Origin of the sequence: Muricoccus nepalensis (assembly GCF_006438825.1) — a bacterium.
GTDB classification, from domain to species: domain Bacteria; phylum Pseudomonadota; class Alphaproteobacteria; order Acetobacterales; family Acetobacteraceae; genus Roseomonas; species Roseomonas nepalensis.
The window spans coordinates 1-13,571 of the sequence record NZ_RCZP01000073.1 but is presented as its reverse complement, the minus strand read 5'-3'; the positions used below and the strand labels follow the sequence as shown (position 1 = coordinate 13,571).

The following is a 13,571-nucleotide window of genomic DNA, read 5'->3' as shown; positions in this document are numbered from 1 at the left end:
CCTACCGCATCCACACCGTGCTCACGGACAACGGCACGCACTTCACCTCACCGGGCAATATCTGCTCGGCGACCGCCCAGATCAGGGAGGCCATGGACAAAGGCGAGCTCTTTCGCGCCCATGCCTTCGAGTATGCCTGCGCCCAGAACAACATCGATCACCGACTGACCAAGCCCCGGCATCCTTGGACGAACGGGCAGGTCGAGCGGATGAACCGCACGATCAAGGACGCGACCGTTAAGCGCTACCACTACGAGACGCACGACGAACTCCGACAGCACCTCGACCAGTTCGTCGCGGCCTACAACTTCGCCCGTCGCCTGAAGACCCTACGCGGCCTCACGCCCTACGAAGCCATCTGCAAAGCCTGGACAGAAGAACCGTCCAGGTTCATCCATGACCCGCACCACCAAACCCCGGGACCAAACATCTAGTGGACAGCGCGGGGCTGCAGCTGTGCGGACCTGGCGAGTGGCTGGTTGAGAAGCACGGGAGCAGGACGCGCCGGTCTTGGCGCAAGCTGCACGTCGGCGTGGACGCCGATACCGGACGGATCGTCGCGTCATCGCTGACGGCAAGCGACGTTGATGACGCCTCCCAAGTCGGTCCCTTGCTCGACCAGTTCGCGGACCCAATCGCCTCCTTCACAGCCGATGGCGCCTATGATCAGGACGGCGTTTACGGCGAGGGCACCGCACGGCACCCCGATGCTGCCGTGATCGTGCCGCCCCGGTCCAGTGCCGTGCCAAGTGCGATGGCCGAGACGGCACCAACCCAGCGCGACCAGCACCTGCAGACCATTGCTGAGCGCGGACGCATGGGCTGGCAGAAAGCCTCAGGCTACAACTGGCGAGCCCTGGTCGAAGCGGACATTGGGCGCTTCAAGCGGGTCATTGGCGGCGGACTGCACTCACGCACGGATAGGCGCCATGCGACAGAGGTGGCCATCGCTGTCAGCGCGCTGAACCGCATGCTCGAGCTTGGACGCCCGGAGTATGTCCGTATCGTGTGACTACTGACCAGCCGGCGGCACTCCCGCGCCCTCAAGCTGGTCCATGCAACGCAGTCCCGGATCGCCTGAACCGGAACCCGCCGGCGCCTACTGCTCCTTCGATCTGTTCCGTGCAACGCAGTCCGCTGCCGTTCCTCTTCGCTGCGGGGTGGCATATGGCGCTCACAAAGGCGGGCCCTGCGGCCGTTCAGGCCACGCGCCGCTCCGCCATCGCCTCCTTCGCCGCCGCGCAGGCGGCCTGGACGTGGAGCATGGCCGCCTTGCGCGCCGCGGCCGGCGCCCGGTCGCGGATGGCGGCGAGAATCGCGCGCAGTTCCCGCGCGCTCTCCGGCGCCCGCCCCTGGCGGGACATGGAGCGCGAGCGCAGCAGGTTAATGCGCGCGTGCAGACCGCGCAGGATCTCGTCGACCACGGCGTTCCCACAGGCCGCGAGCACGAGGTCGTAGAAGCACGCCGTAGCGCCGACCCGGCCGAGCGCGTCCTCTGCCGCCACCGCTGCCTCGAAGGCCTCCAGCGCGGCCTCCATCTCCTCGCGCTGCGCCGCTGTCGCGCGCCGGGCCGCCAGCGCCGCAGCCTCCCCCTCCAGCAGGCGGCGCACGTCGTAGATCTGCACCGCCTCCTCCCAGCTCAGCTCCGTGACGGAGGGGCCTCGGTTGGGGGTGATGACGACCAGCCGCTCCCCCTCCAGCCGTCGCAGCGCCTCGCGCACCGAGCCGCGGCTGATACCGAGAAGCCGGCACAGCTCGGCCTCCACCAGACGCTGCCCGGGCTGGAAATGGCCGGAGACGATTGCCTCCCGCAGCTTGTCCACCGCCTGGCTCTGAACCCCCAGGGGGGTGACGCGCAGGTCCATCAGCGGGCGGGCTTCTGGCGAGGGCGGAGCGCCTCGAACACGGAGTAGGTGCCCTTGAACCAGGGCTCGGCGGCCAAGCGGCCGCGCCAGGGCGTGGCGCGCGCCTTCTCCCGCGCCGGGGAGGAAAGGGCGGCGCGGTCCGCCAGGTAGTGCAGGGCGAGGCGGTTGTAGGGCAGCGGCTCGCCGTCGGTGATGCGGAAGCGGCGCACCATCAGCCAGTCCGGGCTCTCCATCAGCAGCGGCACGTGGTCCTGCTCGTACCAAGCGTCGAAGTCGGCGCAGCGATCCTCGGGCACCTGGAACCAGACGGCATAGAGCAGCGGGGCATCCAGTGCGGCCGGCGCATTCCCTTCCGCGCGGCGTCGGACGGCCGTCTCCTGCCCGATATAGCGGGTGAAGCCGGAGACGTTCGCCAGCATGTCCTTCGTCAGGGCGCTCGGCTTGCCCTTCACCTCCCCATAGGCCGAGGACTTCAGCACGTCCGGCGCGTCCATCTCGTAGACCGCCAGGAAGCCCTTCGCCCCCTCCCCCGTGTCGCGGTAGCGGCGGGCGGAGACGAAGCCGGGGACGCCGACGCGGAGGGGCACGTGCTCCTCGTCGTACCAGGCGTGGAACTCCTCCTCGCGGCCTGCGGGCGGCGTCATCTCGGAGAAGAGGATGGTCGTGCCCTGCACAGGCGCCTCCGTAGCTTCGGATTGTTTGACAATCCTATGATGGGGAGGGATGATCCCGCAACACGCTACCGAAGGTTCGCCCGATGCCGCTCGATGTCCGCCGCTGGTCCACCCTCGTCGAGGAGAAGGCCGTGGAGGCCGGGCAGCGGAGCGAGGTGCCGCTGCGCAAGGTGGCGGCCCTGGCCATCGTCGCCAATCCCCATGCCGGCCGCTACGAGGCCGACCTCTCCGGCGTGATCGCGGACAGCGAGGCCGTGGGCGCCCTGCTCGCGAAGCTCGCCATCGACGCGATGGGCGGGCTGCCCGTCGAGAGCTACGGCAAGGGCGGCGTCGTCGGCCTCGGCGGCGAGCAGGAGCACGCCAACGCCATGCTCACCACCACCTTTGCCGAGCCGCTGCGGGTCGCCGTGGGCGGCGCGCTCTCCTGGATCCCCTCCTTCACCAAGGTGGCGGCACCGGGCGGCATCATTGACGTGCCGCTGGCCCACAAGGATGCCCTCTATGTCCGCTCCCACTACGACGGCGTGACGGTCGCCCTGCCCCCGGACGCCCCAGCGCCCGACGAGGTGGCGCTCATCGTCGTGCTCGCCAACCGCGGCCGGCTGAACGCGCGCGTGGGCGGGCTGAAGGCCGAGGAGATCAGCGCGCGCGACGGGCTGCGCTAGAATGCGGGTCGCGGTCGTTAATCTCGGGCGGATCGTGACGGGGGATCTCGCCTCCCCCTTCGCCGCGGGGGACTCCCTCCTGATGGAAGGGGGCCGGATCGCCGCCCTCGGCACGCTGACGGCGGAGCAGGTCTCGGGCGCCGACGTGGTGGTGGACGCGGCCGGCACGGTCGCCATCCCCGGGCTGATCGACAGCCATGTCCACATCACCTTCGGCGACTACACGCCGCGCCAGAAGGTGGTCGGCTACCTCGAGAGCTACCTGCACGGCGGCACGACCACGGCCATCACCGCCTCCGAGGTGCACGTGCCCGGCCGCCCGAAGGACCCCGCCGGGGTGAAGGCCCTGGCGCTCGCCGCCCAGGCCTGCTTCCGGGACTACCGGCCAGGCGGGATGCGCGTGCACGCGGGATCGGTGATCCTCGAACCCGGCCTGACGGAAGCGGACCTCGCGGAGCTGCGCGCCGCCGGCATCTGGCTCGCCAAGGCCGGCTTCGGCGCCTTCGCCACCCCCTATGACTACGCCCCGCTGATGCGGGCCGCGCGGGGCCTCGGCATGGTCACCACTATGCATACCGGCGGCTCCTCCATCCCCGGCTCCTCCGGCATCTGGGCGGAGCACGTGCTGGCCGCCGAGGCCACCGTCTCCTTCCACGTCAACGGCGGCCCCGTCGCCATGCCGGAGGAAGGCTTCGAGCGACTGGTGAAGGAGAGCAGCGTCGCCATGCAGATCTGCACGGCCGGCAACCTCCGCACCGCGCTCAAGACCGCCCGCCTGCTGGACGAGGTCGGGCAGCCCGAGCGCCTGCTGATCGCGACGGACACGCCGACGGGCAGCGGCGTCATGCCGCTCGGCATCTTCTACACCATCACCCATCTCGCGAGCCTCGGCGGCATGCCGCCCGAGCAGGCCATCGCCGCCGCCACCGGCAACAACGCCCGCGTGTATGGCCTCGACAGCGGCATCCTCGCGCCGGGCAAGGATGCCGACCTTGTGCTGATCGACGCCTGCGCGGGCGGCGCGCATGATGAGGCGCTGACCGCCATCGCCCATGGCGACGTGCCGGCCGTCGCTGCCGTCTTCACCGACGGCGTGCCGCGCTTCGTCGGCCGCAGCCGGAACACGCCGGCCTCCATCCGCAACGTTCGGGTGGCCGAGTGCCGGCTGCCTATGGATTTCTCGGGGAGCGCGCATTGATGAGCCGTTTCAACGCAGTCCCGAGCGTGATCGTCGCCGGCGCCGGGCCGGTCGGCGTCGTCACCGCCCTCGCGCTCGCGGACGCCGGATTCACCGTCACCCTGATCGAGGCAGCGGCGGATATCGACCGCAATCCCCGCGCCTCCACCACGCACCCCTCCACGCTGGCGATGATCGAGCGCGTGGGGTTGATCGACCGCTTCGTGCGCGAGGGCCTTGTCGCGCGGTACTTCCAGTTCTGGGATCGTCCCGCCGGGCAGAAGGTGGCCGAGTTCGACCACCAGATTCTCGCGGACGAAACCCCCTTCCCCTTCGTGGTGCAGACCGAGCAGCACAAGCTCGCCCGCATGGGCCTCGACCGGCTCGCCACGCTGCCGAACGCCACGATCCGCATGAGTACCGGCCTGACGACGTTGGAGCAGGACGAGGACGGCGTCACCGTCACCCTGCCGGATGGCGAGCGGCTGCGGGCGGACTGGCTGGTGGGCGCCGATGGCGGCCGCTCCACCGTGCGCAAGGCGCTCGGCATCGGCTTCGAGGGCTATACCTGGCCCGAGCGCTTCATCGTGCTGACGGTGACCGACGACTTTGAGGCGATGCTCGGCTGCTGCCTGCGGAACTATTTCGCCGACCCCGACGAGTGGGCCAACCTCTTCAAGGTCGCCGGCGACGGCCAGGGCCCGCTCTGGCGCGCGGTGTTCCCCACGCGGGCCGACGAGCCGGACGAGGAGGCGCTCTCCGATGAGGGCGCGGAGCGGCGGCTGCAGGGTCTGCACCCGAAATCCGGCCGCTACAACCTCGTGCACCGCAACCTCTACAAGGTGCACCAGCGCGTGGCCGCCCAGTTCAGGCGCGGGCGCGTGTTCCTCGCGGGCGATGCGGGGCATGTGAACAACCCGATCGGCGGCCTCGGCCTGAACTTCGGCATCCACGACGCGATGGACCTCGCGGACACGCTCACCGCCCATGTCTTCAGCGGCGCCGATCCCGCGCTGCTGGGCGGCTACGAGCGGCGTCGCCGCACGCTGAACATCGAGTTCGTCCAGCAGCAGACGGTCGCGAACAAGAAGCGGCTGGAGGAGAAGGACCCGGCGAGGCGGCGTGCCAGCCTCGACGCGCTGGCTGCCACCGCCGCGGATCCGGTGAAGGCGCGCGAGTTCCTGCTGCGCAGCTCGCTGCTCGAGAGCACCCGCCAGGCCGCCGCCATGGCCTGACGGCCCACGCCCCTCCGGAGAGCCGTCCCGATGCTACGCCGCCTCGCCCCCGCCGCCCTGACAGCGGCTTTGACCCTCGCCCTGCCCCTGCCGCCCGCACGGGCCGCCGAGACCGTGGCCGCCCGCATCACCTATGAGGAGGTGGCGCGCCCTGCCGGCCTTTCCACGGCCTTTGCGCCCGTGGAGGCGGCGACACTGCGCTTCCTCGCGATCACCGCGATCGACGGAAACCGCCTGGACGCCGCGCTGTGGGAGCCGAAGGGCCGCCCGCCGGCCGAGACGACGCTCGTCATCGCCGTGCACGGCAGCGGCGACAACTTCGCGCACGCGCCCGCCGACGCGCTGGGGCGGGGCCTCTCGGCCGGCGGGCGCGCCGTGCTCTCGATCAGCACGCGCCAGCACGACGAGCGGGTGAACACGGACAACTTCCTCGACGTCCGCCGCGACGTCGAGGCCGCGGTGATGACGGCGCGCTCCCTCGGCTATCGCCGCCTCGTGCTGTCCGGCCACTCGCTCGGCAATATCCAGGTGCAATTCTACGCCGCCACCGACTGGTCGCGCGACCTCCGCGGCGTGGTCCTGCTCGGGCCTTTCGCCAACCTGCCCTGGAAGACCCGCAACATCCTCATGGGTGAAGAGGCCGCCTATCGCCGGCTGAACGACGAGGCACGGGCGATGCTGCGCGACGGGCGGCTGGCGGAGCGGCTGCCGGAGCCGATGGGCTTCTACACCGGCCAGCGCGTGCCGGTGACGGCAGGGCATTTCCTCACCTATCGCTCCGATTCGACCAGTGTCGCGGACGGCACCTTCTGGATCCGCCGCATCCCGGTGCCGGTTCTCATCGTTCGCGACGCCGCCGACGCGGTGATCCAGCCCTTCGAGCCGCAGATGCTGGTTTCCGCCGCCAATGCGGAGGGGTCGCTCACCCAGGGCGCCCGCTACGTGCTGCTCCCCAACGACCACCCGCCCTCGCTGGCCGGCCACTACTTCCCGGACACGGGCGATAAGCTCGTGGAGACCATCGGCGCTTGGCTGGCGGAGCGGGAACTCTAGAGGGGCGGGGACGGCGCTCGGCCGGTCCCCTGCCGCCTTCAGTCGAGCGTCGCGCCCGAGATCTGCACCGCCTCCTTCCAGACCGGCAGGTCCGCCTCGACGCGCGCGCCCATCTCGGCCGGCGTGTTGCAGACGGGCTCGACCCCCAGGCGCCCGAGCGAGGCGCGGAAGGCGGTATCAGCGCAGGCCGGGCGCAGCGCCTCGGCGATCCGCTCGACGATCGCGGGCGGCGTTCCGGCGGGCGCCGCGATGCCGTTCCAGGTTTCCGTCACCAGACCCGCCAAGCCCTGCTCGGCCACCGTCGGCACATCCGGCAGCTCGGGGATACGCTCGCGGCCGGAAGTCGCGATGATCCGCAGCGTGCCGCCCTGCATCTGCGGCACCACCTCGGAGGGATTGCCGAAATAGGCGGCAACGCGCCCGGCCAGCAGGTCCTGCGTGGCGGGACCGCCGCCGCGATAGGGCACGTGCTGCATCTCGATGCCCGCCCGGCGCAGGAAGAGCGCCATGGTGAGATGACTGCCCGAGCCGTTGCCGGCGGACGCGTAGTCCATCCGGCCGTTCTCGCGTCTTGCGAGCGCGATAAACTCCTGCAGGTTGGCCGCGCCGAGGCGCGCGGGCACGGCGAGCGCGAAGGGGTTGCTCGCGACGATGCTGACCTGCGCAAAGCTGCGAACGGGGTCGTAGCGCACGGCGGTCAGCGCGGGCAGCACCGCGAACTGCGAGGCGCTGGCGACGAGCAGCGTGTAGCCATCGGGCCGGCTGGCGGCCACGAACTCAGCGGCGATGCTGCCGTTGCCGCCGCTGCGGTTCTCCACCACCACGGGCTTGCCGAGGCGGTTGCCGAGCCATTCCGCGCTCAGCCGGCCGATGCTGTCCGTCACGCCACCGGGCGCGAAGGGCACGACGAGGCGGATGGGCCGGTCGGGCCAGGCCTCCTGCGCCCGGGCGCCTGGCGCAACGCCGGCCAGGACCGCCGCCATGCAGGCGGCCAACAACCCACGTACTCTCATCATCGCACATCACCTCGTTCTAACGCCCCTCCCGTCAGCCCACCGCCGGCGCTGGAGCCGCACAGGATGTGGCGCCGCCGGCAGCAGTCGGGCAGAGTTGGATTGTTTGACAATCCAACGGTGGCCGCAACGCAAAATTTGTGCCTTAAGCGGTGCGCCGCAAAAGCCGGCCACTCAGGCGAGTGGTCGCTCCGGGCGGTGGTCCTGACCCCTGAAACTGGTCCCGTGGGAGCGCAAGTTTTTCGGGCACTTGACCCTGTACCCGAAATTGGTCCGGCTCATGGGAGAGCCTTCCGACTTCTTCAGGGGCCATTTCGGGCCGCCTGGGCAGCAAACTCGAGGGGCGTCAGCTGCCCCAGGGCACTGTGAGGTCGGGACGCGTTATAGTCCCGCCTCCAAGCCTCGATCTTGGTCCTGGCGTCCTCCAACGACAAGAACCAATGGGTGTCCAAACATTCGTCCCGGAGCCGCCCGTTGAAGGACTCGATGAAGCCGTTGTCGGTCGGCTTGCCCGGGCGGGAGAAGTCCAGCGTCACGCCGCGCTCGTAAGCCCAGCGGTCCAGTACCTTCGAGACGAACTCCGGCCCGTTATCAACCCTGATCAGCTCCGGTGCGCCGCGCTGAGTGGCGATCGCCTCCACCGCGCGTACGACATGCTCGCCACGGATGCCGCCATCCACGATGATCGCCAGCGCCTCGCGGGTATAGTTGTCGACCAGCGTCAGAGCCCGGATCCGACGCCCGTCGAACAAGGCGTCCGAGACAAAGTCCATCGACCAGTGCTGGTTCGGCCTCACCGCCGCGTCGCGCTCCAGCCGCCGCGCGGCTGTGACGTGCCGCCTCGGCCGTTTGCGCCGTAAACTCAGGCCTTCCAAGCGGTACAGCCGGTAGACCCGCTTGCGGTTCACCCGCCAACCCTCTCGTTGGAGCAGCACGTGAATGCGCGGGTAGCCGTAGCGCACTCGCACCGCCGCGATCTCACAGATGCGCATCCGTAAGTGCGCCTGGCCGTCCCGGCGAGCGCGGTAGCGTTGGGAGGAGCGGTGGAACCGCAACGCCGCGCAGCCCCGCCGCTCGCTCACCCCGAACGCGTCCTGCACATGGCGGACGAGCTCGCGCCGACGACCAGGCGTCAAAGTTTTTTTGCCAAGACCTCCTGCAGCATCGCCTTGTCCAGGCTGAGATCGGCCACGAGCTTCTTCAGCTTCGTGTTCTCCTCTTGCAGCTGCCTCAGGTGCCGCAGCTCGGACGGCCCCAGGCCACCGTATTTCTGCTTCCACCGGAAGAAGGTCGCCTCCGACACCCCCATCTTGCGGCAGACCTCGGCCACCGGCGTGCCCAGCTCCGCCTGCTTCAGCGCAAAGGAAATCTGCTCTTCCGTGTAGTGGCTCTTCCTCATCGGACCGTTCTCCGTCAGGTCAACATTCCTGCCGGAAATCTCTCAGAAAGCCCGGACCCGTTTCCAGGTTTAAGGTCATACGCACGGCCATGTTCGTTCGGACAACGGGCCCGAGTTCGCCGCCACAGCCGTGAACGGCTGGATCACCGGCGTGGGCACCAGGACAGCGTTCATCGAGCCCGGCAGCCCCTGGGAGAATGGCTACGTGGAGAGCTTTAACGGCAAGCTGCGCGACGAACTGCTCAACGCCGAGGTGTTCAACACGCTCGCCGAAGCAGAGGTCCTCATCGAGGGGTGGCGACGGCACTACAACACCGTTCGTCCGCACTCCTCGCTGCGCTACCGACCGCCCGCGCCAGAGGTGCTCCTGCCAGCACGTCCGCCGTCGCCTACAGGCCATCCACTCACCAACTCAGGACAGGCCGCGGCCATGCTCAACTAAAAATCCGCCTGGATCCCTCCGTGGGGGCTGGTCAAAAGTTGCTTGTGCAGAAAACCACCGTTTAATGCAGGCTCTAGAGGTGCGCCCTTGTTCCCAGCAATTAGTCTCCCGGCGGCTCCACAAACTTATGCATCTATCTATGGCTTACAAACCCTGCTCTGCTGTCTTTCTACTGACCTGAGGTAAGGCGATGCTGGTCGGCTACATGCGGGTGTCCACGGCCGAGCAGAACCTGGCGCTGCAGCGGGACGCTCTGACGTCCGCCGGCTGCGAGCGTCTGTACGAGGACACCTGCAGCGGTGCCCTCCCGGACCGACCCGGCCTCGCCAAGGCACTCGACCAGCTCCGCGCCGGCGATGCCCTGGTGGTGTGGAAGCTCGACCGCATCGGCCGTTCGCTGGGCCACGTCGTGGAACTGGTGGCCGGGCTGCAGGCCAGGGAGATCGGCCTCAAGGTGCTGACCGGCGGCATCGACACGACCAGCTCCACCGGGCGGCTGGTGTTCGGCATCTTCGCGACCCTGGCCGAGTTCGAGCGCGACCTGATCCGGGAGCGCACGATGGCCGGCCTTGCCGCGGCACGCGCCCGCGGGCGCAACGGCGGGCGCCCGCGGCTGATGACGGCCGCCAAGCTGCGCACGGCCATGACAATGATGGCGGACCGGTCGAACGCCGCCTCCGACGTCGCCGGGCAGCTCGGCATCTCTCTCAGCACCCTCTACGCTTACATGGACGGCGAGGGGCAGGCGAAGCCGCGCGCCCGCAAGCTCCTCGCCACCACGGGACGCTGACGCTGCCAGGGCGCTTGTTCATGTGTCGTTGCATACTTGAAAAGACCGGGGAGGCACCCCATGTGAGGTGAACGAGAGGCGCGGCCCTCCCTGTCTCCCCGCCAGCCTTCTTCCTCGTCCTTCTCCCCAGCGGTGGCGCCCACACGGTGTGTCACCTCCGGCTTGGCCCGGGAGACCGGCCGTGGGCCTCTCGTCCTCCCCCTCATCTCACCCGTCCGGCGGAGCCCTGCCGCGCCACTCTGGCGCCGCACGGGCCCGGCACCGCGCATCCGGCACTGAGCCAGGCTGCTTCTGCGAACCATCACCCCTCCCGCGGGGGCGGGGTGGCGGCGATGAGAGGGCTTACCCGGTGCCTCCCCGGCTCACCCCGGGGCTGACGCGCCGGCACGCCGCGCGAGACGCGGCACCCACCCGGCCTGGGCTCCTGCGCACCCCAGGCCACAGTACCGGGTAGAGCACCGCTGCAGCGCTGTCCTAGGGCGGGGGCAGGTCTCTCCTGCCCTCGCCCTCTCCACCCGTCTCGGCAGCTCTCAAGCCGACTGACGCGGCTCCTTGAGCAAGGCCGAAACAAGGTTGGAGATCCCCCATGACCCCCATCAACACGCTCACCTACGAGGGCACCCCCATCCGCCTGCGCGGCGCGATGCTCAACCTGACCGACATGTGGAAGGCCGCGGGCCGACCCGAGAACCGGCGCCCGACCGACTGGCTCTCCCTTGAGGAGACACACCGCCTCCGCGCTCATGCCGACACCCAGCCGCACGAGGTCCTCGACCCGTTTGAGGCAAATGCCGACGAGGTCGGCATTTGGAACCCTGACACGGGCATCGACAGGGACCGCTTCGTCGCCACCGTCCGAGGACAGGGTGGCGGGACCTGGGCCCACTGGCAGCTCGCGCTGTCCTACGGGCGCTACCTCTCGCCGCCCTTCCACCTCTGGTGCAACACCGTCGTCCGCGCCGCCATGGAGCGGCGGGACGCACTCCCCGCACCTGAGGGTGACCGGCTGATGGCGCACCTCACCCGCCTTTTTGAGCCCCTGCACCGCCGGTTCGACATCCTCGACCGGCACGCCGCCGACCTGATGTTCCTTCAGGTCTCCGCCCAGGAGGTGGTGCTCGGCCAGCGGCGGCGCTTCTCGCTGCGCAGCCAGGCGCTCATCATCGAGGCGGTCGCCGCCGAGCCCTACCGGGGCCGGTGTCCCTGCTGCACGAGCACGCCCGTCCTCACCGAGGAGGGCCGCGTCGTCGAGGGCGCCGAGTTCGACCACTACTACCATCGCGGCCTGAACCGGCCGGAGCATGGATGGCTGGTCTGCGGCGCGTGCCACGATGAGCTGACCTATGGCGGCTACGTCGTCCAGTTCGAGCGCATGCCCGAGTTCCGCCGCTTCCAGGCGGCGGTGCTTGCCTTGCGGTGGCGGGCGCTGAAGCGCTCGCTGCCGCTGCCCCCTAGCTGAGCCAACCCCCGCCTTCTCCCTGAGGAGGCACGCAGAGCCCCATGACCTCACCCGAGGTCATGGGGCTTTTCGCGTTCCTGGGCTGAATGAGGCAGTGGGAAAGCCTGCTGCCTGAGGCCTGCCGTGCGTCCATTCCGGACCGGTGACGTATTTGCCCAGCCCTAACCGCAGCATGAGCTACGGAAGAGACTTGATCTGGCGCGCGCCGCGGACTGGGCATTGCCGCGACGGGTCACCAACTGCGCCTCCCCCGCCACTGCCCGGAACCTCCGACCATGACCGACACCGTGACCAGCCCAAAGGACGTCGACCTCTCCGCCCTGCAAGCGGATCTCGCCGACCTGCTCCAGCTCGAGAACGACGCGCTGCCCATGTACACCGTGGCCATTTCGGGCCTGCGCGATCCGGCGTTGAAGGGGAGGCTCCGCGCCTATCGTGAGGACCACGAGCGGCACGCCCGCGACCTCACCGCGCTGATCCGCGAGCTGGGCGGCGTGCCCCCGGTGATGCCGCATTTGCCGACCGGGATGCTCAAGCTTGGAGTTCAGATGGCCGGGCTGCCGGGCGGCGACCGGGCGATCCTGATGAGTTTCGTCTCCAACGAGTGGCAGTCCCGCGAGAAGTACGCCCGCTACGCCGCCAACCCCTACCCTCCGGCCGTAGCGGCGCTCATCGGGAGCCATGCGGCGGATGAGGCGGTGCATTACGCGTGGGCAACCGACGCGCTACGTGACCTCGGTTGCGGCGAGGAGACGCTTGCGGGACAAGCGACACAGGCCTTCGCCCGCATGCACGGATCGATCGCCGACGTTGTCGAGGGGATCGGACGCGCGTCGAACGAGGTCATGATCCGGATGACGCGGCGGGGCTAGGCGGCGCTGGTACACGCTACGGCGGCTCGGAGCCTGTGGACGGTATTCTCCCGGCGACCGCCGCTTCGGTACGAAGAACAATCCGTCACTTTCGCGAAGCATTGAGCTTCCAAAAAAGGCCAAGTAGCGTTGTCCAAAGGCCGGCTGACAAGCTTCCAATGATCAACGTAGCCCACATCCAGTGCAGGCGGTTCGCAGCGCCTTCCTCTGGGGCAGCAAGCAAGGCAGGTAGCGCCGGTACCTGCTCAGTTTTTTGCTCCTGCGACGTGCCCAACCTTTTCCCCCACGATACTACGTAGCACAGAAAGCTTATGAAGTTTCGCCCTCCGAAGCAACCATAGGTTGTTTGCGATCCCCCGTGTAGCAGCTGCCGCAGAAGCACATCGAGGGCCTGCTCGGCTCTCGCTGGACACACGCCACCGCTCTTCTTGTGGAAGGCTTGCAAGCCCCAGGACCTCGGGGGAGGTCCTGGGGCTTTTCGCGTTTCTGAGCTTCGCTTCCCGGTTTCCGCCTATCCCTCCTCAAGGAAGCTGCGGAGCCGTCTGGCACGGGTGGGGTGCTTCAGCTTGCGCAGCGCCTTGGCCTCGATCTGGCGGATGCGCTCGCGGGTGACGTTGAACTGCTGGCCCACCTCCTCGAGCGTGTGGTCGGAGTTCATGCCGATGCCAAAGCGCATCCGCAGCACCCGCTCCTCGCGCGGCGTCAGCCCGGAGAGCGCCTTGGCGGCGGCGTCGCGCAGGCCCGACCGCACCGCGACGTCGAGCGGCATGACCGCGTTCTCGTCCTCGAGGAAGTCACCGAGGTGGGCGCCCTCCTCGTCGCCGACCGGCGTCTCGAGCGAGATCGGCTCGCGCGCGATCTTCTGCGCCTTGACCACCCGCTCGAGCGGCAGGCCCATCTTCGCCGCGAGCTCGGCCGGCGTCGGCT

14 protein-coding genes and 1 pseudogene are annotated in these 13,571 nt (G+C 69.1%); 10 read left to right on the top strand and 5 right to left on the bottom strand.

Annotated elements, in window-relative coordinates; genetic code table 11:
- Together EAH89_RS29390 and EAH89_RS29385 are read left to right on the top strand one after the other, a co-directional pair.
- Positions 1-434: integrase core domain-containing protein (locus tag EAH89_RS29390; RefSeq protein ID WP_140887454.1), on the top strand; the 434-nt coding region annotated here is incomplete at its 5' end.
- Entirely contained in the window at positions 434-1,012 is a 579-nt protein-coding gene (locus EAH89_RS29385) for an IS5 family transposase (protein ID WP_161993837.1), read from the top strand. The genes EAH89_RS29390 and EAH89_RS29385, both read left to right, overlap by 1 nt.
- A 187-nt stretch (positions 1,013-1,199) precedes the next feature.
- Here EAH89_RS29385 and EAH89_RS29380 read toward each other — a convergent pair whose 3' ends face one another.
- The gene (locus tag EAH89_RS29380) at positions 1,200-1,865 is read right to left on the bottom strand and encodes a GntR family transcriptional regulator (protein WP_140887448.1); all 666 of its coding nucleotides are present in this window, start codon (positions 1,863-1,865) and stop codon (positions 1,200-1,202) included.
- Positions 1,865-2,539 carry a DUF4286 family protein gene (locus tag EAH89_RS29375; protein ID WP_140887446.1) on the bottom strand — a complete coding sequence of 225 codons (675 nt, stop codon included), beginning with the start codon at positions 2,537-2,539 and terminating at the stop codon, positions 1,865-1,867. The genes EAH89_RS29380 and EAH89_RS29375 overlap by 1 nt, the downstream gene beginning before the upstream one ends.
- Before the next feature lie 83 nt (positions 2,540-2,622).
- Here EAH89_RS29375 and EAH89_RS29370 point away from each other — a divergent pair, with 83 nt between their 5' ends.
- Genes EAH89_RS29370 through EAH89_RS29355 form a run of 4 tightly spaced genes read left to right on the top strand, consistent with a single transcriptional unit; the run spans position 2,623 to position 6,669 of the window.
- Positions 2,623-3,204, top strand: a complete 582-nt coding sequence (locus EAH89_RS29370) for an amino acid synthesis family protein (protein WP_140887444.1) — start codon at positions 2,623-2,625, stop codon at positions 3,202-3,204.
- Position 3,205: 1 nt separating this feature from the next.
- Positions 3,206-4,402 carry an amidohydrolase family protein gene (locus EAH89_RS29365; RefSeq protein WP_140887441.1) on the top strand — a complete coding sequence of 399 codons (1,197 nt, stop codon included), beginning with the start codon at positions 3,206-3,208 and terminating at the stop codon, positions 4,400-4,402.
- Positions 4,402-5,616 carry an FAD-dependent oxidoreductase gene (locus EAH89_RS29360; RefSeq protein WP_140887438.1) on the top strand — a complete coding sequence of 405 codons (1,215 nt, stop codon included), beginning with the start codon at positions 4,402-4,404 and terminating at the stop codon, positions 5,614-5,616. The genes EAH89_RS29365 and EAH89_RS29360 overlap by 1 nt, the downstream gene beginning before the upstream one ends.
- A 30-nt stretch (positions 5,617-5,646) precedes the next feature.
- Complete coding sequence (locus EAH89_RS29355) at positions 5,647-6,669, top strand: alpha/beta hydrolase (protein ID WP_140887436.1); 1,023 nt, start codon at positions 5,647-5,649, stop codon at positions 6,667-6,669.
- A 38-nt stretch (positions 6,670-6,707) separates the two neighbouring features.
- Here the strand turns inward: EAH89_RS29355 and EAH89_RS29350 are convergent, their stop codons facing one another.
- Positions 6,708-7,685: a Bug family tripartite tricarboxylate transporter substrate binding protein gene (locus EAH89_RS29350; RefSeq protein WP_140887433.1), complete on the bottom strand. Its 978-nt coding sequence runs from the start codon at positions 7,683-7,685 to the stop codon at positions 6,708-6,710.
- A 299-nt stretch (positions 7,686-7,984) separates the two neighbouring features.
- Positions 7,985-9,081 (bottom strand): IS3 family transposase gene (locus tag EAH89_RS29345; RefSeq protein WP_140887430.1). Its coding sequence is split into 2 segments (ribosomal slippage): positions 7,985-8,829 and positions 8,829-9,081, totalling 1,098 coding nucleotides; the frame shifts between segments, so codons are not numbered across the junction.
- Between the two features lie 88 nt (positions 9,082-9,169).
- On the opposite strand from EAH89_RS29345, the pseudogene EAH89_RS29340 reads away from it, so the two are divergent.
- The 4 genes and pseudogenes from EAH89_RS29340 to EAH89_RS29325 all read left to right on the top strand — a co-directional run.
- A pseudogene (locus EAH89_RS29340) lies at positions 9,170-9,523 on the top strand (integrase core domain-containing protein); the annotation flags it as partial.
- Between the two features lie 190 nt (positions 9,524-9,713).
- Positions 9,714-10,313, top strand: a complete 600-nt coding sequence (locus EAH89_RS29335; protein ID WP_140887428.1) for a recombinase family protein — start codon at positions 9,714-9,716, stop codon at positions 10,311-10,313.
- A gap of 586 nt (positions 10,314-10,899) precedes the next feature.
- Entirely contained in the window at positions 10,900-11,772 is an 873-nt protein-coding gene (locus EAH89_RS29330; RefSeq protein ID WP_140887426.1) for a KilA-N domain-containing protein, read from the top strand.
- Between the two features lie 275 nt (positions 11,773-12,047).
- Positions 12,048-12,644 carry a DUF2383 domain-containing protein gene (locus EAH89_RS29325; RefSeq protein ID WP_140887424.1) on the top strand — a complete coding sequence of 199 codons (597 nt, stop codon included), beginning with the start codon at positions 12,048-12,050 and terminating at the stop codon, positions 12,642-12,644.
- Between the two features lie 511 nt (positions 12,645-13,155).
- On the opposite strand, the gene EAH89_RS29320 is transcribed toward EAH89_RS29325, so the two are convergent.
- The coding region (locus EAH89_RS29320; protein ID WP_140887421.1) for a sigma-70 family RNA polymerase sigma factor at positions 13,156-13,571 on the bottom strand (416 nt) is incomplete at its 5' end.

Bases quoted from the DNA above. Each gene is read 5' to 3' on its own strand.
- EAH89_RS29380 (WP_140887448.1), bottom strand. From the start codon at position 1,865: ATGGACCTGCGCGTCACCCCCCTGGGGGTTCAGAGCCAGGCGGTGGAC.
- EAH89_RS29370 (WP_140887444.1), top strand. From the start codon at position 2,623: ATGCCGCTCGATGTCCGCCGCTGGTCCACCCTCGTCGAGGAGAAGGCC.
- EAH89_RS29365 (WP_140887441.1), top strand. From the start codon at position 3,206: ATGCGGGTCGCGGTCGTTAATCTCGGGCGGATCGTGACGGGGGATCTC.
- EAH89_RS29360 (WP_140887438.1), top strand. From the start codon at position 4,402: ATGAGCCGTTTCAACGCAGTCCCGAGCGTGATCGTCGCCGGCGCCGGG.
- EAH89_RS29355 (WP_140887436.1), top strand. From the start codon at position 5,647: ATGCTACGCCGCCTCGCCCCCGCCGCCCTGACAGCGGCTTTGACCCTC.
- EAH89_RS29350 (WP_140887433.1), bottom strand. From the start codon at position 7,685: ATGATGAGAGTACGTGGGTTGTTGGCCGCCTGCATGGCGGCGGTCCTG.
- EAH89_RS29335 (WP_140887428.1), top strand. From the start codon at position 9,714: ATGCTGGTCGGCTACATGCGGGTGTCCACGGCCGAGCAGAACCTGGCG.
- EAH89_RS29330 (WP_140887426.1), top strand. From the start codon at position 10,900: ATGACCCCCATCAACACGCTCACCTACGAGGGCACCCCCATCCGCCTG.
- EAH89_RS29325 (WP_140887424.1), top strand. From the start codon at position 12,048: ATGACCGACACCGTGACCAGCCCAAAGGACGTCGACCTCTCCGCCCTG.